Origin of the sequence: Nodularia harveyana UHCC-0300, assembly GCF_034931085.1 — a bacterium.
GTDB lineage: Bacteria > Cyanobacteriota > Cyanobacteriia > Cyanobacteriales > Nostocaceae > Nodularia > Nodularia harveyana.
In genome coordinates, this window is the sequence record NZ_JAYGHG010000003.1 from 108,840 (window position 1) to 127,310 (window position 18,471).

Here is an 18,471-nt window from a genome sequence, read left to right on the forward strand (position 1 = left end):
GATTGATGACTAAAAATCAACCGTACAAACTTTAGACTACTTTTGTCTTCCAGGAAATTACTTATTCAAGCAAAATAGCTGAAATAGATGATTCAAAAAGGTTTGACACCTTTTAATTTCCTAGTCGCATCTACTCAAATTTATCAAAAACTGTAGTTTAAATTCCGTATGTGCCAAAATTTTATATACAAATTTCTTATATCATGCTGATTTTTTCAGAATTGATCATTCAATATTCCCGAAAATAGCATTTAATTGTCTGATTTTTTACTATGCTAGGGTGTATTGATGATAGTAAATATCAGACTTATGAGATGATTTGGCAATTTACTCAGTATTTTCAGTAACTTATTCATCTGTATTTTCACAGTAAATATCCCAACTGACGATGGGCTTCAAACAAACTGACGGCGGCACTTACTGAAAGATTTAAGCTGCGAACATCTTGTGACATGGGAATATAAAGCGTAGCATCACAATCTGAGAGAATTGTCGGGGGTAAGCCTGTGGTTTCGCTACCAAAGAGTAACCAATCATCGGCTTGAAATTTAAAGCTGGCGTAATTAAAATCGCCTCTAACCGTAAAGCCTAAGCATCTACCACCACGTTCTTGATGTATGGATTGAAAGGCTTCTAGGGATTCGTGATAGTGAAGTTTAACATAAGGCCAGTAGTCTAAGCCGGCTCGTTTGAGGTAGCGATCGCTAATTTCAAACCCCAAAGGTGCTACTAAATGTAATTCTGTACCTGTGGCAGCACAAGTCCGGGCAATGTTGCCTGTATTTGGGGGGATTTGGGGATAAACTAAAACAACCTGGGGCATTGTCTGTGAAATATTCTGCTGTATAAGGCTATACTAAGTCACTTTTAACTCTATCATTAGATAGAGTCGATTCATAGGTTTTATTAATAAATTGCAAATAAGACCAGAAGATTAAATTTTTGCAACCCTGCTATGGGAAATATTTTGCCGGGATTTTTTAGGAGAGAACTATACTTTTGGGTTTTCTCTCCCAAAATCTATCTTGGGGATGAAGACAGAGAATTTAACCTACCACGGAGGAACACAATTTGTTTTCTAGTTCTATTTCCCGTTCTTCCGTGGCGACAATAGCTTGAGTGAGGACACGTTGAGAGTCAACACCGACGGAGTGGAGTTGTAGCCACTGTTGGGCTTCGTTCCCGGCGCGGAGAATTTTTTGCAAAGGAGAGAGGAAACAGCTAAAACCATGTTGTTTAGCGATCGCCCAAACTTCTTGATATAGTTCAGCAATCCAGTCTCTCGCCAGGATAGTTCTACCATCTTGCCAATGTTGTAATTCCGCGTCCAGACTAGAAGTAGCTGCGGCGGTTTCATTCCGGGTGGTGAGAGATAGCAGTTCTTCAGGAGAGAAAATACTTTGGGTTAACGGATCGAGGTCAGGGTTTTCCATTAACTGCAACAAACGGGCTTCTAGGAAGGCTGCAATGGCTAGTAAAGCAATGGGATCGGTTACTAGGTCACAAATGCGTAATTCCAGGCGATTTAGGTCATGGGGACGGCGATCGCCATTTGGTCTCACCGATGTCCATAAATGTCGGACATTTTGCATAGTTCCCGCAGCTATTTGCGACTCTACCCATTGAATATGATGGGCATGACTAGTAAATAAAGGCACATGAGCAGGGGTTTGGGGAAACACAGCCCAACGGCTGGAATGATAGCCGGTCGCCTTCCCATCTAAGAAGGGAGATGATGCACTCAAAGCTAAGAATAAAGGTGCTTCTAACCGAATTAGCCGACAAGCCCGCATTAATATTTCTGGGTCACTGATACCAACATTAATATGAACGCTGGCGGTAACTACTTTTGTATGGTAAGTATTTTCGATGTAGTCATGATAGGGGTTAGTGGGGTCAGAACGAAAAAAGCGATCGCTTCCACCCAAGGATAAAGTGCTACCTGGAATCAGAGTGTAATTACCCAAACTCTGGAGGTAACTGCGTAAGTTTCGCCGGGGACGCAGCAAAGCACACAATAAATTTTCATAATTACTCAATGGCTGGGTGGTGTATTCCACATTCCGGCTATCCGGTTCTCGCACAAACCCATCCAAAGCAGTGACAATTTTGTCAGAGAGACCGACTATTTCACCTTGAGGTGTACCTGTATACATCTCAATCTCAAAGCCTTTTAATAGGACCACTTTGTTTTCCTCGCCTCTCCTAATGTAATAATTGTATCGAATTAGACGATTTTCTGCATCTTGATTTAAATTAACTTAAAATTTACAATTATTTAATAATTAATTTTGATTACGAACCGCAGAGACGCAGAGGACACAGAGTTATGAGGGTTTGATTCTTTTTTGTAATTCTGTTTTTTTCTTCTTGGGGGGGGAGTTTTGGGGGATAATAAATTTATCGGGTGAATCATTCTCTTTGGCAATTTTCAGGCGCAGAAAATTTTCCCACACTTCACCCCTAAGTAATTTTAAAGCAGTTTCGGGTTTATCTGATGCGATCGCCTGAATAATTTTGCGCCACCCTTCCCGTAAGTCAGGAATAAAAACTTCTTCACCGGAAAACTGACTCAGCAAAGAAAGTGCAGTTGGTAAATTTTGTGAGTTTAAATCTCTAACTATTATATTCAACCACACCGGGAGAAGTTCCCACCAATTAGTTGTTTGTATCTCCTGGAGTGCGATATTTTCCATACCCAGCGCCCCCCAAAGATAGCAGGTTTCTACAGATAATTGAAAATCACGATTTTCTACAGCCAGATTCCATTGTTTTTGGGCATAATTTTGGCAACTATCAGCTAAAAGTTGGTATGATTCTGCAATCTGCTGGGGAATAGTTATTTTATAGACAGACTCACCGCAGGGTAAATATTCACCGCTACATTCAACCCAATCAAAAAAGCCATAAAGATAAATATTTCTATCAACTATAACTTCTTTAAAATGGGAATCACCCAAGCAGAAAAACTGTACAGCAGGTAAATTATCAGGAGTTTTAATAGCAAGCAACTTTTTTTCTACTTCTGGTTCTGGGGAAATTCCATATCCCATTAAAATCCAGACTCCGCTATTAGCTAACTTTTGTAATAATGTCAAAAATTCTTTGTTGATAATATCTGGAGTCAAACAAGGACAGGATATGATAACTTGACATTTTGCAGAACTTAAAACCTCTTTAAAAACGGGTATAACTTCAGAATCGCGTAACTTAATAGCCCCTTGAGTAAGTTTTTTTAATCTAGATTCTATTTCACTATTTTGATAATTAAGAGTAGCTTCACGCTGTAAATTAATGGCTTCACGGGATAATTTACATAAAGCTTGCCAAGGTATTTTACCTTTACCTTGCAGAACTTCCATGCGTTTCGATGCTGACTCTAAAATTTGCTTACCTTTTCTGATTTGGATACTCAATTTATCTTCCACAGCATCACAAATCACAAATAAAGAAATAGTTTTCCAAATTATTTGCGCTGGGGCTAACACTTTACAGCTACTAACAATTTTTCCTAATTCTGGAACATGAAAATCTAAACCCGATAACTGAATACATTTCTGTAACTTCTCAATTGATAAAGCAGATATATCATTTATTTTGCGGGCAATCTTGATAAAATCGGCTAAATCAGGTAGATTTAAAGAGACATCATTAAATGGTTCTGGATAAAATATTAGCTTGCCATCTAAAGCATCGGAAACAGCATATATTTGGATAGGATAGGGAAGCTGTGGTACAGAACCTTGGGCGTAAAAAGTTCGTCCTTCTTCGGTAACTGTAATTGGCGATGTTGCGGATAAAGTTTGTAATGCTTGCAAATTTGCAGTGGTACTGCGGACAAATATAGCATCAAGTCCTAATATAGATGCTAATTCATCTTCTGTGGGTGGAGGTGTAAATTCAATTCCAGCCCGGATAATAAATTCTTCCAGTATATTAAATTCGCGCGGTTCCTGAATAGATAACTCTACAGGAGTTTGATGTACACTATAGCGAAATTCCCTAGCAGCTAACACTAATAAATTAGGATTTTGCACTGTAATTTCATCTGCTAAATTTATCAGGTTGTCGTCAATAGGTTTAGCCGCAGCAGCGAGAAACATCAACGAAACCTCCTTGACGATTTACAGTATGAGAAATCTCTAAATACATACTTCCAACTTTTCCCCCTTGTTGGGTAAATAAATCATGACAACCGATAATTACTAGTAATTCTTGGGCGCGGGAAAAAGCGACGTTTACCCGTTCGGGTTTCTTTGCAAAACCGACATCACCTTGATGATTATTTCTCACCATACTGACTATGACTACAGGGCGTTCCATTCCCTGAAATCTATCAACAGTACCTGTGCGAATTTCCAAGGAAGGAAACAGTTCAGGTTGTAAACGTTCATCAATTTTTTTCAATTGTGCGCCATAGAATGTAATTACTGCTATTTCTTTTTTTGGTTCCCCATTCGCAATTTTAGCAGCCCAAGTATTCTCGAATTGCTGACAGATGCTTTCAATTACATCAATTTCACGAGTATTAAAATAGGAAGTATTTTCCTGTTCTTCTTGAAATTCTGGTTCCCTGGGGATTTTTACCCACACAAGATGCTGGTTTTCTTCGATGATGTCCCCTGTTAAGTTGTGGGCGCGTTGGGTATCAGGTTCTAAAAGTCCACACTCTAGTTTACCTTGATAAAACTGATTAATTGCTCCCATAATTGAGGGGTGCATTCTATATTGTGTATTTAGCATTTGTTTGATGCTTTTATCAGCAGCTTCAAACTGAATTTTAAATAATGATTCTTCTAAAAATTGCAGTTCGGATTTGGTACTTCCCAGTGATTGGGCAACTTCTTCCACTGTGCTAGTATCAAGCATGGGTGGTAATTGTCGATGGTCGCCTACCAAGACTAATTTTTTGCCTTTTAAGGCTGGGATAAGTAACTCTGGGGGAGTACATTTACTGACTTCATCTATGATGACGACATCAAAGGCTTTAAATTCTTGGGTAAAGTTGTAATTTGCAGCTTGTACACAGGTGATACCGACGACGTTGGCGTTATCTAAATAAATGCGTCTTAAATCGTTGCGATCGCGCTCGGAGGGATTTTTAACTTTTGCAATCCAATCTTTGGTAAAATCTGCATAGCGACTGAGATAATTTTCTTCTTCAGTCAGTTGGTTTTTCCAAGCATCAAACTGAGTTTTGCACCTGTGTAAAAATTCCAGATTAAATAAATCTGTACAACTATCTGCTGGCTGAAATTTATCAGGGATGGTTTGGTAGAAAATTTCCCACCAATTCCTGAATGTCATCACCTCTTCACTGGGTTGTATTTGTGGTTGCTGATTTAATTCTTGTAATTGGGCTTGGTTTTTTTCCAGTTGCTGTGCAGCCTGTGTATGTTCTTGTTCTATAATTGTGATTTGCTGTTCTAAAGAGTTTTTGATATTTTCTAAGACTGCAAAAGGTGCAATTGCAGAAATTAAACTTTCTAAATTACTGAGATGAGATAACCCAGCATTTACCTGAGTAGCAAATTCCTGGGGATGTTGCCAAATTTTTGATTGAGTTGTCAGGTATTCTGTAACTAAAGCGCGTAATTTGTCTGGGATATTTGGCTGCTGGTTGAGTAATTCTAAAATCTGGATAACTTGTTCCAGTTGCAAATTAGCTGCTGCGATTTGAGATGATGTAGCAGACATTTGTGCTTGAGTATTTCTCTGTTTCTCAAGTTCAATTAATTTATTTTGGAGAATCTCTAATTGTTTTTCAGTTTCCGCTTTAACTCTGGCGATACATTGACGCGCATTGTTGAGAATATTTGTAAGTAAATCTTCGCTTACCTGTTTGAGAGTAGAGTCGAGATTAGTTAATTCCCAAACTTTACCATATACAGTTTGCATTCTCAGCAAAAACAACTGGGTATGTTCTACGAGTAATTGGCGTTGATGTGGGTTGAGGAGTTGATAATTTTTGAACTCTTCATAGATTTTACGCCATTGAGTGCGATCGCTCGCAGATAGCACTATGGGACTTTGACTAAAATTCTGCTCTAAAAAGTAACTAAAATTATGCTGTTTACCGATTCTATCAACAAAGCCGCCTTCTGTTTCATAGGTTAAAGCCCTTTGCAAAGCCTTCCAATCTGGTAAAATAATCTGATATTTTTTCGGTGCTATAGCTAATTTTAACTGATTAGCAAACATCAACAAACCCAATGGTAATTGTAACAAATCTGTTGTTAATTCCTGTCCCGATTGCTGACATTCTTTAACTATTTGATATAGTACCACAGGGGCTGTAGATTTCCATTCCTTAATAGATGCAATCACATAATTAATTTCTTTTTGGCGATTTTGCCAACCTTGAATTGTCTGTTGTAAAAGTTGTCGGTTGGCGATGAATTGCTGTTCATCTATTTCTGGCTGATTTAAATTAGCAGAATTTTGGGGGATAGCCGATACTGCTTCTGCAACTTCCGACATTAATAAAATAGCATCTTGTGCGTTACCGAATGCTAATTTAAAATCGGCAATTTTATCAGATATATCTTCACGCAACCAAACAGCTAAACCAAAAGCACCATAAGCAGGACGCACTAAACCAAGTTCATCAGTACAATGGATAGCTGCATGAACATTTGTCAAAAAATCTTGGACTACAATATTATTTTCTGTATATGGCTGAAGATGCGGTAAACAGTTTTTAACTTCCGGTGCTTCCCAATTAACATTCGGGGCATTTTTGAGGATATAATCTAAACCTAATTGCAGAGACTTAATCTGATTTTGTTTAATTAAACCTGCCTCAAAAGTTGCTGCTAGCTTTTTACATTCTGCTGCTAAAGTTTCCCGTTGCTGAATTAATTGATTTTGTTCCTGATTCAGTTCTGATTCTAACTGCAAATAATCTGTAAAATCTGGTAACTCTGCCCATAACTCTCCTAAAATCTCCACATTTTCTAAACGTTTAGCCAGACTATTTTCACAGTCAGTCGCCGTATTTTCCAGCCATGTACCAATAACTTGATCTTCTAAAAATGGCTGTCCTTCTTCCCCGACTCTCTCAGCCCTTCCTTTGCGTACCGCCCGAATAACAGGGTTATGAACTAATCGACTCAAAGCATTATCCACAGCTAAATTAGCTTGAGAAGCAATGAGAGTCCGTCCACCCTGCAGGGCGATTTGATAGCAAATTTCGGCAATTACAGTAGTTTTACCAGTACCTGGCGGTCCCTGAATCAGAACTAAATCTTCAGCCGCTAGTACCTTTTCTACAGCTGCTTTTTGTCCAGCATTAGCCGCAGATAATAATAAATCATCGGCTGACAATTCCACAATTTTTTTCATCCGTCTCGCCTGGGAAGCGTCGAATAAAAAGTTACCCAAATAAGGATTTTGAGTCTGTCCCTGCTTTAATTTTTCTAAAGCTTCCTTTTTCCGTTTTACTTGTTGAATATCACCAGCAGCATCAAAAAATAAAAATCCCTTCACTGGTGGCTGATAACGTTGTGTGGCGATATATTCAGCTAATTCTCGGTCTAATTTGACTTTAATTACACAATTTTTCGGGTCAACTTTTTCAATGGAACCAAACTTAGGAATTTTATGGGTAAATTTTCCTGTAGGAACAGTTTCCGAAAGTTTTACTTCTTGATTTTTAGAACGTTTCACCCGTTCCCAGAAACTAGAAACCTGTAAATAATTTTGTTCCGAACCATCGAGAGTAGCTGATTTCACATCTACTTCAAAGGTGATTTGTCTGGGATTTTTGCCATAATCATTCCCAACAAAAGCTACACAAAACTGACGGGATTTAGCAATATTTTCCTCAACTTGCAAAAATGCTTTCCAAGCTTTTAATTGTTCTTCAGTAGGTATATGGTCTCCACAAATTGGCATTTTTCCGACACGTGCCAAAGCTGATTTCGAAATACCTAAACGATGTTTATTATGAGGTAGGAGACGTAAGGGAAAAGGGGCAGCATAAGCATCAGCGTGTCCCCGTGAAACTTGTAATAACCGAGTCGATAAAATTTTCAACCCGCCAATACCATCATCCTTGATAGCGGCGATTAAACCTATAGTTTTACCGAGATTTTTCAACTTTAAAGGTAAAGGAAAATCATCTCTGTCAGTGGCAATTGTTAACTGCCAAATTTCCTCATCTTCATGTTTTCCCGCACCTTGACGACGCACATAAAACAGACAAACTTGATCACCCAATAACTCTATAATTTCATCTTTTGCCACTGATCCAACACATTTATAGCTCCAGTCTTGGAAATTGCGATTGTGGGGAAAAGTGGACATAGATAATCTTAAACTTCCTGATATGGGGTGAAATAATCAACTTTAGTATTTGGACTTATGCAAGGACTCTCTAAAACCCTCTTAACTTCGTGTCCTTTGTGTCCTTTGTGGTTCATTTTTTCATAATTTTGCGTAAGTCTTGAGTATTTGGAGAATAAGTCAAGAACCACAGAATAAAACCGCGCCAAATTCTCTTCTTCCCTCTTCCTTTGCGCCTCTGCGCCTCTGCGTGAAACTAATCCATATTTTCATATATACTGATGATAAACCTGACTAGCCGCGCGATGTAACAAAGAATGTCGCCAAACCAGAGACTTCATATCATCAGCGTACCCCCCACCAATCACACAAGCCACGGGGTAACCAGCAGCCGCACAGGTGCTTAAAACCTGCATTTCTCGGCAAAAAATGCCACTATCACTCAGGGCTAATTTTCCCAAGCGATCGCCTATATGAGGATCTACCCCTGCATCGTATAATACTAAATCAGGGCGGGTCTGCGCTAATAAATCTGGTAAATAACTTGCCAAAGTTTGCAAATAAGCATCATCTTCCATTCCCACCGTCAGAGGAACATCTAAATCACTGGTTTGTTTAGTACCGGGAAAATTCACCTCACAGTGCATAGAAAAAGTAAACACACTTTCATCTCCTTGAAAAATGAAAGCCGTACCGTCTCCTTGATGGACATCTAAATCTACAATCAAAACTTTCTTTACAAGTCCGAGTTTTTGCAACACTCGACAGGCGATCGCTAAATCATTGAAAATACAAAAACCAGAACCATAACTAGGAAAAGCATGATGAGTACCACCAGCCGTATTACAAGCTAAACCGTGACTTAGTGCCATCTGAGCAGTTAGCATTGTACCACCAACCGCTACACAGGTACGATTTACCAGTTCCGGACTCCAAGGTAAGCCAATGCGACGCTGTGCTTTCGGTTCTAGAGTTCCCTCACAGTAAGCTTTGACGTATTCTGGAGTATGCACCAACTCAATTAACTCCAGAGGTGGGCGTTTGGGTGTGTGAAATTGTTGACTTTGTGCTACACCATCAGCTAACAGCAATTCATAGAGTTGTCCGAACTTCGGCATGGGGAAGCGATGTTCTGCCGGCAATGGTGCAATATAATCTGGGTGGTAAATAATTGGTAATTCCATAAGATTTATTCTGAACCATCATCTCGTGCTAAATATACATAGGAACTATCCAGAATATTAATAACACAAATAACATTCAACATTTCTGGCTTATCTCTTACTTTCACCTACTATAAAATTCAGCATAGTTATTTTACTGATACTATTAATTTAATATATATACACAACAATATTGATTCGGTTTTCACTTAAGTATTAATTGTAAAAATTTGGTAAAGAAAAGAAAATAACTTTGGTCAGTGATATAGTAAAAATGACAAATATAGTCAAATAATCCGAATTAACTGGAAATGAAGAACTCAGGGAAATCTACTATCTCTACTTCCGCATTTGTATCAGCCGCAACCTTATCCCTATTTTTGGGAAATGCCATACCTGCTGTTGCTGCGGATATTACTTTAAACTCAGTTACTGGTAGCTGGACGAATCCAATTGGTGGTACATCACTAAACGGTCTTGATACTAATGAGATTCGCTGGGGTACTCCTGCGGCTGGTGAACAAAGTGGATTTAGGTTTGATAGTGCAGTACCGTCATCTGTCTCTATTAGTACAGAAACCAACTTTTTACTGGGTACATTAACTCACTTTAACTTTCCTACATTTTCTGGTACTTTTATCGATGCTGTAGATTTAGATGTTAGCCTCGACATAGGAAGCACACAAAACTTCAAATACACATTTAATATTGACGAAACATCCAACGGTCTTTTTGTATCAAGCTGTCCGAGCTTTCAGATTAGTAATACACCCTGTGATGACAGGATAACCTTTGGTTCTGGCTTTACTGATCAAACATTCTCCATCGATGGAGAAGAGTTTACTCTACAACTAGCCGGCTTTAGTAGCACTGCTGACGGTTTGAATCCGATTTCTAGTTTAGTTACTGAAGAGAACAGAGCTAGTACTGCATTCTTGGTTGGTCGCATCACAACACCAGTCATCGAAAGACCAGCCAGTACTCCTGAACCTGGAGCGCTGATAGGTTTCTCTCTGTTAGGACTTTATGGGTTCAACCGTCGTCCAAAGTATCAACAGTCTTAATTAAAGGCTAAGAGGTTCAGTTAACTTTCAAACTGCTTCCTTAACCATAAATATACATAAATATTTTTTTTAGCGCTTGCAAGGAATCATTCTTGTAAGCGTCATTTATGCTATCTTGACGGCAGATGAATTAAATTTTGTAACCAAACTTCAACCTCAAAATTAATGATACAGGAATGGATTGTACCAATAGCATTTATTCTGATTGGCTTGCTATCTGGGTTAATTGGTGAGAAAGTTATCTTCAGAAAACTGAGAAAATTTGTTGTTGATACAGATATACCAGGTGGTGAAATAATCTTTCAATCCTTAGACCACATGACCTTTCTGTGGTTTTTGCTAGCAGGGTTTTTCGGTGCAGTTATTTATTCTTCTGTGAATATCAGTGATGATCTTAAAAATCTCCTGCAAAAAATAATTACCATTTTATTTCTCTACACAGTAACCTTAGTTTTAGCTAGGTTAACTGCGGGTTTTGTAAATTTATTTATCCAGAGAACAGAAGGAGTACCCGCATCATTAATTTCTAACCTAGCTAAGATTGCTGTTCTAATTTTAGGAACACTCATTCTGTTGCAAACTGTAGGTGTAGAAGTTACACCCATAGTCACAACTTTAGGGGTTGGTGGTTTAGCCGTAGGTTTGGCGCTGCAAGATACACTAGCAAATTTGTTTTCTGGGTTTTATCTAATTATCTCTAAACAAGTGAGAACAGGAGATTATGTCAAATTAGATGATGTATATGAAGGTTATGTTACAGATATAACTTGGCGAAATACAACTATTAAAGAAATTAGAAATAATATAATTATTGTACCTAATTCTCGGCTAGCATCCGCGATTTTTACTAACTTTCATCTACCAGGAAAGCCAATTACTTTAACAATGGATGTTGGTGTCGGTTACGATAGTGATTTGGAACAAGTGGAAAGAGTGACTGTAGAAGTAGCCAAAGATGTCATGGCAGAAATTGCCCCAGAATTAATAGAGTTTGAGCCTAATATTCGATTTCATACTTTTAATGATTTTAGTATAGATTTTAAATTATATATGCGGGTGAATGAATATTTTGACCAGCGCATTGCTAGGCATTTATTTATTAAGAAATTGCATAAACGCTATCAACAAGAAGGAATCCAAATTCCCTTCCCCATCAGAGATATTTATGTACAGAATAAAGGCAACGAAAGTTCAAGTCTTGATTTAAATTAATATTAATCTGCTAGGTGGATAATGACTGATTCATTAGCATTTATCTGCATCCATCTGCGTTCAATTATTCGGAGAATCTTATTTTATACAGACTCATCTTAGAGGGTGTTTGAAAAGTTTTAGATGAAACTAATAATCTCCAAAAACCTAACCCCCCTTCCCTACCGTGTACACACAAGTGATCTGATCCCCCTAAATCCCCCTTAAAAAGGGGGACTTTGATTCTAATTCCCCCCTTCTCAAGCAGGGCTAGGGGGTATCAAAACGTGATGAGGTAACTTGATAGGACTTGTGTGTACACCGTAGTTGTAGGTTAGGGAGAGGTCGGGAAGAGGTTTGGAGAGTGGTTTATTTATACATTAAAAACTTTTCAAACATCCTCTTAATTTGTTATAAGATTGATGGTAAATACAGACTTATCTAAAATCTTTAATAATATTTCCTCTTGCTTGGACGAAAATTAGCTACTGATTCCACTAAGCCTAACGCAATAAAATTAGTCAGCATGGCTGAACGTCCGTAACTCATCCAAGGTAGGGGAATTCCCGCTACAGGTGCTAAACCAACAGTCATGCCGATGTTAACAACTAACTGAAATACAATCATTGATAAAACACCAATAGCCAATAATGAACCAAAGTTATCTTTGGCTGTTTCAGCTATTCGCAATAGGCGAAAACAAATCAGGCAGAAGACTAATAGTACTACTAAACAACCGACAAAACCAAATTCTTCACCGACGACGGAAAAAATAAAGTCTGTATGTTGTTCGGGGACGAAGTTCAGTTGTGTCATTGGCCCTTTGAATAAACCCCATCCCCAAACTTCACCACCACCAATAGCAATGCGAGATTGATGTTGGTGATACCCCACACCTAGAATGTCGTATCCAGGTTTGAGAAATACAGTCAACCGGTCTTTTTGATAATCTCTTAATATATTGTTCCAGGCAAAAACTCCTAATTCACCACCTAATAAATTGATAGCTGATGCACCAATACCATTGAGGATAAAATACCGCCAGGGGAGAGTTAGGTAACCCAAAATTCCCATAGCGATTACCCAAAGTATTCCTAATATTCCAAAGGATAAAATATTAAATATCTCTATTGGCTGTGACAATGGCCAATTGATGCTAAAAAGAATGGCAGAAATAATCGGCGAAATCAATAGGATTAGCCAAGCTGGGTTAGCATTTGCCCAATACATCATTCCTAAGACGATCGCACCAAAGACTAAGGATGTGGCTAAATCTGGCTGTAAAAAGACTAACGCCCAAGGAAGAGCGGTGATTCCTAAAGTACGGAAGACATCGTTTATATTGGCGGCTGTGCGCTTGTGTAATACAGCTGCTAAGGTGATAATCATGCCGATTTTGGCAAATTCCGAAGGCTGCACGTTGAAGTCACCAATGGTAATCCATCTCTGCGCCCCTTTAGCGCTAGTACCAATGATCATGACGGCAATGAGGCTGAAATTAGTCAGGGCGTATGTTACCCAATGCCATTGAATCAGATGTTCATAACGGGTACGAGCTAAAAACAAGGCTATCACAATGCCGATTCCAGCTACTGTCCAATGCCAGAACCAATCAGCTACTGGTTGCCTTAATTCTGTACTGAGAATCATCAGTCCGCCAAACATACTGATACCAATAGTCAGGCAGAATAGTAGTAAATCTACTTGTTGCCAGGGTTTAACCCAAGATTGCCAGCGAATTTTGGGGAGCCACCGCCACCGTTTTGATAACATTGTGCAATTTTATATTTAAATTTATAGGCTATTGTTAATCTTTCATTCCCAGGCTATTGCCCAGGAATCAGACAAAAACTGAAAATTGATTATGTCAGGGCGGCTACTGATATTTTACCGGCGATGTTAAGTGCGATCGCCTTTAATGCTTTAGCGGAAGGGGAATCAGGATCACCCACAACTATCGGCATACCGCTATCACCGCCCACTCTTGTAGAAATTTCTAGGGGAACGCACCCCAGTAAAGGAACTTCCAACTCAGCTGCTGTCTTGGAACCACCGCCAGAACCAAAGATGTCATACTGCTTATCTGGCATATCTGGGGGAATAAAGTAGCTCATATTTTCCACTATTCCCAAAACTGGGACGTTCATTTGCTGGAACATCCGTAAACCTTTACGTGAATCTAACAAGGCTACAGTTTGGGGTGTGGTAACGATTACTGCCCCTGACATGGGTACAGCTTGGGTTAAAGTTAATTGAGCATCGCCAGTTCCTGGTGGCATATCGACGATTAAATAATCCAATTCCCCCCATTCTACTTGATAAAGAAATTGGCGAATTACACCGTTGAGCATGGGACCCCGCCAAATTACTGGCTGATCTCGGTCAATCAAAAAGCCCATTGAGACTAATTTGACACCGTGATTAAAAGCAGGTTCGAGAATATCACCTTTGTCTGTGGAACGTACCACAATTTCGGCATCAGCTAGCCCCAGCATGGTGGGGTCATTGGGGCCATAAATATCGGCATCCAGTAATCCCACCTTAGCGCCTGTTTGTGCTAAAGCCACAGCTATATTCACCGCAACTGTGCTTTTACCTACACCGCCTTTACCACTGGAAACAGCGAAAATATTTTTTACCCCAGTAATCCCTGTCCGGTCAGGTAAGCTTTTTTGTTGGGGTGTTTCGGCTGTGACATCTACATTTATCTCTGTAACGCCAGGTAGCTTGTTCACAGCTTTTTTACAATCCTCAACAATAAATTCACGTAGGGGACAGGCGGGTGTAGTTAATACTAAAGTGAAACTCACCTTGCCAGCGTCAATTTTGATGTTGCGAATCATATTGAGTTCCACCAAACTCTTGCGGAGTTCTGGGTCTTCTACTGGTCGCAAAACTTCTAAGACTGAGCCGGAATCGAGAACATCGTACATACTTTTTTCACGGTTACTGTCGTAACGAAATTTAAGAAAATTTTATGATCATCTAGTTATGATCTTAACTTTGTTTGGAACGTGGCGATCAGGGAGTAGTGGTCATTAGTCATTCAATTTTAGATTTTAGATTTTAGATTTTAGATTTTGGATTAGACTGCAATCTAAAATTCTTTACTCCCCACACGTCCCACAGTACCGGAACAATAACTGAAAGGAGAGAGGGCTGATAGACTAATTAAACAGGGTCTGGTGTCGATATGAAGATGTTTACATCAAGAAGTACAAAAAAAACTCAGTTAATATACAAGCCTATACGCATTTGAGGGAAAATAGCTTTGGTGATACCCATTAATGGCGTAAATCCTCAGAAGTAAGAAAAAAGTAGATTAGGCAAATATTGCCCACAAATGTTTAAATTAACTAATTTGTGGATTTTTGAAAATTGTAATTTAGGTTCGGGAATCTATGTTAACTAACTCGCAAACGCCAGCTGTAGACGCAGCATCATCGCAGTTTTTGCCACCGACTGATGGTAAGACTAGGGTTCGTCAGTTTATGCAAGGGTTGCAAGATACAATTTCGCAAAACTTGGCGGAACTAGATGGTGTCGGTAAGTTTAACGAAGATGGTTGGGAACGTCCAGAAGGCGGTGGTGGGCGATCGCGTATATTACGTGATGGAGCGATATTTGAACAAGCAGGGGTAGGTTTTTCGGAGGTTTGGGGCGATCGCCTCCCGCCATCTATTTTAGCCCAACGACCAGATGCGGAAGGACACAGCTTTTATGTGACTGGCACTTCGATGGTATTACACCCCCGCAATCCTTATGTGCCGACAGTTCATCTCAATTATCGCTATTTTGAAGCTGGGCCAGTGTGGTGGTTTGGGGGTGGTGTTGATTTAACACCCTATTATCCTTTTGCCGAAGACGCTAAACATTTACATGAAACTCTGAAACAAGCTTGCGACAAGCATAACCCAGAGTATTATCCGGTATTTAAGCGTTGGTGTGATGAATATTTTTACCTAAAGCATCGGAATGAGACACGGGGTGTAGGTGGTCTATTTTTTGATTATCAACACAGCGAAAGTGGTTTTTATGGTGGTACTGACCCCCACGGACCGGCGGCTAAATACAGTGATCAGGTAGGAAAACCAGCACGACGCAGTTGGGAAGAATTATTTGCTTTTGTGCAAGATTGTGGCGCAGCATTTTTACCTGCTTATGTACCAATTGTGAAACGGCGACATGGAATGGAATATGGCGATCGCCAACGGAATTTCCAACTCTATCGGCGCGGTCGGTATGTAGAATTTAACTTGGTTTATGACCGAGGTACACTTTTTGGTCTGCAAACCAACGGACGCACAGAATCTATTTTGATGTCCTTACCTCCCTTGGTGCGTTGGGAATACGGCTATAAGCCAGAACCACAATCTCCAGAAGCCGAGTTGTATGAAACTTTTCTCAAACCTCAAGATTGGGTCAACTGGACAACTAATACTTAAAAATTACTCAGCAATGTTTTGCTGAGTTAAACTACTAAATGTCACCAATGCAACACCACAGGGGCGTAAAGTCAAAGCTCAGGAAATGTCCTCTGCTCCACGCCACTTGCTCATGGGGGAGACCCCCAAGACCGCAGTGGCTCCTCTGCGATCGCAGGAGTTACTGAGAAACCTACATTGTCATGCTGGCAAACAGTGTAGTATATGTCACCAGTAACTTGTTAATTCAAGTACCAGTGGTGGATAATTTTGTGGCTGGTGAGTCAATTTACTAACTGCACAACTAAAAAATTTTTTGGTGATGTGCAGGTCTCAAACAAGCAAAACCTGTTTTTTTTGGCTCACCAATCTCAAACTAACTTTAGACTAGTGCCACGGGGAGGCTTAGTGATTCAAATAGAACAAACAACCTATACAACCCAAGACGACAATACCGTTATTGTCTTAACACCAGCAGGACGTTTAGACATCACCACAGCTTGGCAATTTCGCCTGAAATTACAGGAATGTATTTCCAAACTCAGCCACCATGTTGTAGTCAACCTCGGTCAGGTAAATTTTATTGATAGTTCTGGCCTCACCTCTTTGGTGGCGGGGATGCGTGATGCTGATAAAGTCAAAGGCAGTTTCCGCATCTGTAATGTACACCCAGAAGCAAAACTCGTTTTTGAAGTCACAATGATGGATACAGTCTTTGAAATCTTTGAAACCGAAGAAGAAGCTTTAGAAGGTGTACCTCGTAGCATCGCCAGTTAAATGGTGAGTTCTGAGTGTCAATACTGTTCTCGCTTCGTGTATCTATAAGGCCCTAAAATGGCTCCCCAGGTTGCTTTTCCAGTCTCCGAGTCAATTCCTTTATCGTAGCTGTTAAATTCTCTCGCTGTGGCTTCAAATCCTAAAGCAACTTGCACAATCTGATTTAGATAACTAAAGCAGCAACGACTATTTGGCGGTTGAATAGCAGTAAATTTATAGCTATGGTCAGGGATTGTTTGTTGGTTAACTGTGAGGATGCAGCCTGGTAATAAATCTAATTGATCCACAGTCAATGTTTTCAGCACAGCCGGATTACTTCCTGCACCACGGAAAACACCAGGATCTTTAAACATATAGTACTGTATCTGTAAGGGTGCATCAGCGCCACTCCCAGACATTAAGCGCATAATTCGCTGGCGATAAGGATGCTCTAAATTGACAATATTCGCTTGCTCGGCAAACAAGGTGATACTGTCTTCTGTAAATAGATCAACTGGTCTTTGCCAAAGATGTAGATGCACAAACCAAGCAGGATCGGCTAAAGCTTGTTCTCGATTATCAAATTTTCCAGCTAGGTACTCACCTAGAGCCATTAAACTGGGCGCAAAACTCATAAATATAACTGATCGGAAACCTGAACTTGGCAAACTAGCCTTTAAGCGACAGAATATAATAACGTCGCCCTTAACATTCTTAACATTTTATTTGTGAATAACGTCCGTACTGTCTCAGATACAAAGCGAACTTTTTACTCCCTTCACACTCGCCCCATTAACACAATTTATCGGCGGGTGGTTGAGGAGTTGATGGTAGAAATGCATCTACTATCAGTCAATAGCGGTTTTAGCTACAATCCGATTTATGCTTTGGGAGTTGTCACCAGTTTTGACCGCTTCATGGAAGGCTACTTACCAGAACGGGACAAGGAATCTATTTTCCATGCTCTCTGTCAGGCTGTAGAGCAAGAAGCGCAAGGCTACCGACAGGATGCTGAACGGCTGCAAGCTTTAGCTAAAGACTTACCGGTAAATGATTTAATTGCGTGGTTAAGTCAAACCAGTCATTTAGATCGAGATCCAGATTTACAAGCACAATTGCAGGCGATCGCTAACAATTCTGAATTTAAATATAGCCGCCTATTTGCAGTTGGTTTATTCACATTGTTAGAACAGTCCGCACCTGAATTAGTCAAGGATGAAAAGCAACGCACTGAAGCCTTAAAAACCATTGCAGCTGGGTTACATCTATCAGAGGAAAAACTCAGCAAAGACTTAGAATTATACAGTTCTAATCTGGAAAAGATGGCTCAAGCGCTGATAGTGATGGCGGATATGCTCTCGGCTGATCGCAAAAAACGTGAACAGCGTCAACAAGAAAAAAGTACCCCAGTGACTCCCCCATCTGAATAATTCCTAATTGATATAGCAGGGAACAGGGAACAGGGAACAGGCTTAAAACTCTCTAATTGTCAGGGTTTCATATCTGTTTCTGTCCTAACCTCCTTGGCGGTTGCCATAACTCGTAATTCGTAATTTTTATCGACGGAAAAAACTTGATTTCTTCCAT

Annotated in this window: 13 protein-coding genes; 5 read left to right on the plus strand and 8 right to left on the minus strand. The window is 39.7% G+C overall.

Annotated features, from left to right (window positions below):
• Positions 1 to 364: 364 nt before the first annotated feature.
• From VB620_RS03250 to VB620_RS03270, 5 genes are all read right to left on the minus strand, one after another.
• Positions 365 to 823: a tRNA (cytidine(34)-2'-O)-methyltransferase gene (locus VB620_RS03250; RefSeq protein WP_323194696.1), complete on the minus strand. Its 459-nt coding sequence runs from the start codon at positions 821 to 823 to the stop codon at positions 365 to 367.
• Between the two features lie 223 nt (positions 824 to 1,046).
• Positions 1,047 to 2,186: a glutamate--cysteine ligase gene (gene gshA, locus VB620_RS03255; RefSeq protein ID WP_323194697.1), complete on the minus strand. Its 1,140-nt coding sequence runs from the start codon at positions 2,184 to 2,186 to the stop codon at positions 1,047 to 1,049.
• A gap of 141 nt (positions 2,187 to 2,327) precedes the next feature.
• A complete protein-coding gene (locus VB620_RS03260) occupies positions 2,328 to 4,103 on the minus strand; it encodes a phospholipase D-like domain-containing protein (RefSeq protein ID WP_323194698.1) in 1,776 nt (591 codons plus the stop codon).
• Positions 4,081 to 8,307: an AAA domain-containing protein gene (locus tag VB620_RS03265; protein ID WP_323194699.1), complete on the minus strand. Its 4,227-nt coding sequence runs from the start codon at positions 8,305 to 8,307 to the stop codon at positions 4,081 to 4,083. The genes VB620_RS03260 and VB620_RS03265 overlap by 23 nt, the downstream gene beginning before the upstream one ends.
• A 248-nt stretch (positions 8,308 to 8,555) precedes the next feature.
• Entirely contained in the window at positions 8,556 to 9,470 is a 915-nt protein-coding gene (locus VB620_RS03270) for a histone deacetylase family protein (RefSeq protein ID WP_323194700.1), read from the minus strand.
• A 290-nt stretch (positions 9,471 to 9,760) separates the two neighbouring features.
• Here VB620_RS03270 and VB620_RS03275 point away from each other — a divergent pair, with 290 nt between their 5' ends.
• On the plus strand, positions 9,761 to 10,513 hold the full coding sequence (locus VB620_RS03275) for a THxN family PEP-CTERM protein (protein WP_323194701.1): 753 nt from the start codon (positions 9,761 to 9,763) through the stop codon (positions 10,511 to 10,513).
• A gap of 165 nt (positions 10,514 to 10,678) precedes the next feature.
• Entirely contained in the window at positions 10,679 to 11,725 is a 1,047-nt protein-coding gene (locus tag VB620_RS03280) for a mechanosensitive ion channel family protein (protein ID WP_323194702.1), read from the plus strand.
• 429 nt (positions 11,726 to 12,154) lie between these two features.
• Here the strand turns inward: VB620_RS03280 and rodA are convergent, their stop codons facing one another.
• Positions 12,155 to 13,477, minus strand: coding sequence for a rod shape-determining protein RodA (rodA, locus tag VB620_RS03285; RefSeq protein ID WP_323194703.1), 1,323 nt, complete (start codon positions 13,475 to 13,477; stop codon positions 12,155 to 12,157).
• An 89-nt stretch (positions 13,478 to 13,566) separates the two neighbouring features.
• Entirely contained in the window at positions 13,567 to 14,637 is a 1,071-nt protein-coding gene (locus tag VB620_RS03290) for an Mrp/NBP35 family ATP-binding protein (protein ID WP_323194704.1), read from the minus strand.
• A 468-nt stretch (positions 14,638 to 15,105) separates the two neighbouring features.
• Between VB620_RS03290 and hemF the strand changes: the two genes are divergently transcribed.
• A complete protein-coding gene (gene hemF, locus VB620_RS03295; protein WP_323194705.1) occupies positions 15,106 to 16,149 on the plus strand; it encodes an oxygen-dependent coproporphyrinogen oxidase in 1,044 nt (347 codons plus the stop codon).
• 387 nt (positions 16,150 to 16,536) lie between these two features.
• A complete protein-coding gene (locus tag VB620_RS03300; protein ID WP_323194788.1) occupies positions 16,537 to 16,905 on the plus strand; it encodes an STAS domain-containing protein in 369 nt (122 codons plus the stop codon).
• A 17-nt stretch (positions 16,906 to 16,922) separates the two neighbouring features.
• Here the strand turns inward: VB620_RS03300 and VB620_RS03305 are convergent, their stop codons facing one another.
• Complete coding sequence (locus VB620_RS03305; RefSeq protein WP_323194706.1) at positions 16,923 to 17,519, minus strand: chromophore lyase CpcT/CpeT; 597 nt, start codon at positions 17,517 to 17,519, stop codon at positions 16,923 to 16,925.
• A 93-nt stretch (positions 17,520 to 17,612) separates the two neighbouring features.
• Between VB620_RS03305 and psb29 the strand changes: the two genes are divergently transcribed.
• Positions 17,613 to 18,314, plus strand: coding sequence for a photosystem II biogenesis protein Psp29 (gene psb29 / locus VB620_RS03310; RefSeq protein ID WP_323194707.1), 702 nt, complete (start codon positions 17,613 to 17,615; stop codon positions 18,312 to 18,314).
• Positions 18,315 to 18,471 lie beyond the last annotated feature (157 nt).

Bases quoted from the DNA above. Each gene is read 5' to 3' on its own strand.
- VB620_RS03280 (WP_323194702.1), top strand. From the start codon at position 10,679: ATGATACAGGAATGGATTGTACCAATAGCATTTATTCTGATTGGCTTG.
- rodA (WP_323194703.1), bottom strand. From the start codon at position 13,477: ATGTTATCAAAACGGTGGCGGTGGCTCCCCAAAATTCGCTGGCAATCT.
- VB620_RS03250 (WP_323194696.1), bottom strand. From the start codon at position 823: ATGCCCCAGGTTGTTTTAGTTTATCCCCAAATCCCCCCAAATACAGGC.
- VB620_RS03290 (WP_323194704.1), bottom strand. From the start codon at position 14,637: ATGTACGATGTTCTCGATTCCGGCTCAGTCTTAGAAGTTTTGCGACCA.
- hemF (WP_323194705.1), top strand. From the start codon at position 15,106: ATGTTAACTAACTCGCAAACGCCAGCTGTAGACGCAGCATCATCGCAG.
- VB620_RS03270 (WP_323194700.1), bottom strand. From the start codon at position 9,470: ATGGAATTACCAATTATTTACCACCCAGATTATATTGCACCATTGCCG.
- VB620_RS03305 (WP_323194706.1), bottom strand. From the start codon at position 17,519: ATGAGTTTTGCGCCCAGTTTAATGGCTCTAGGTGAGTACCTAGCTGGA.
- VB620_RS03275 (WP_323194701.1), top strand. From the start codon at position 9,761: ATGAAGAACTCAGGGAAATCTACTATCTCTACTTCCGCATTTGTATCA.
- VB620_RS03260 (WP_323194698.1), bottom strand. From the start codon at position 4,103: ATGTTTCTCGCTGCTGCGGCTAAACCTATTGACGACAACCTGATAAAT.
- VB620_RS03265 (WP_323194699.1), bottom strand. From the start codon at position 8,307: ATGTCCACTTTTCCCCACAATCGCAATTTCCAAGACTGGAGCTATAAA.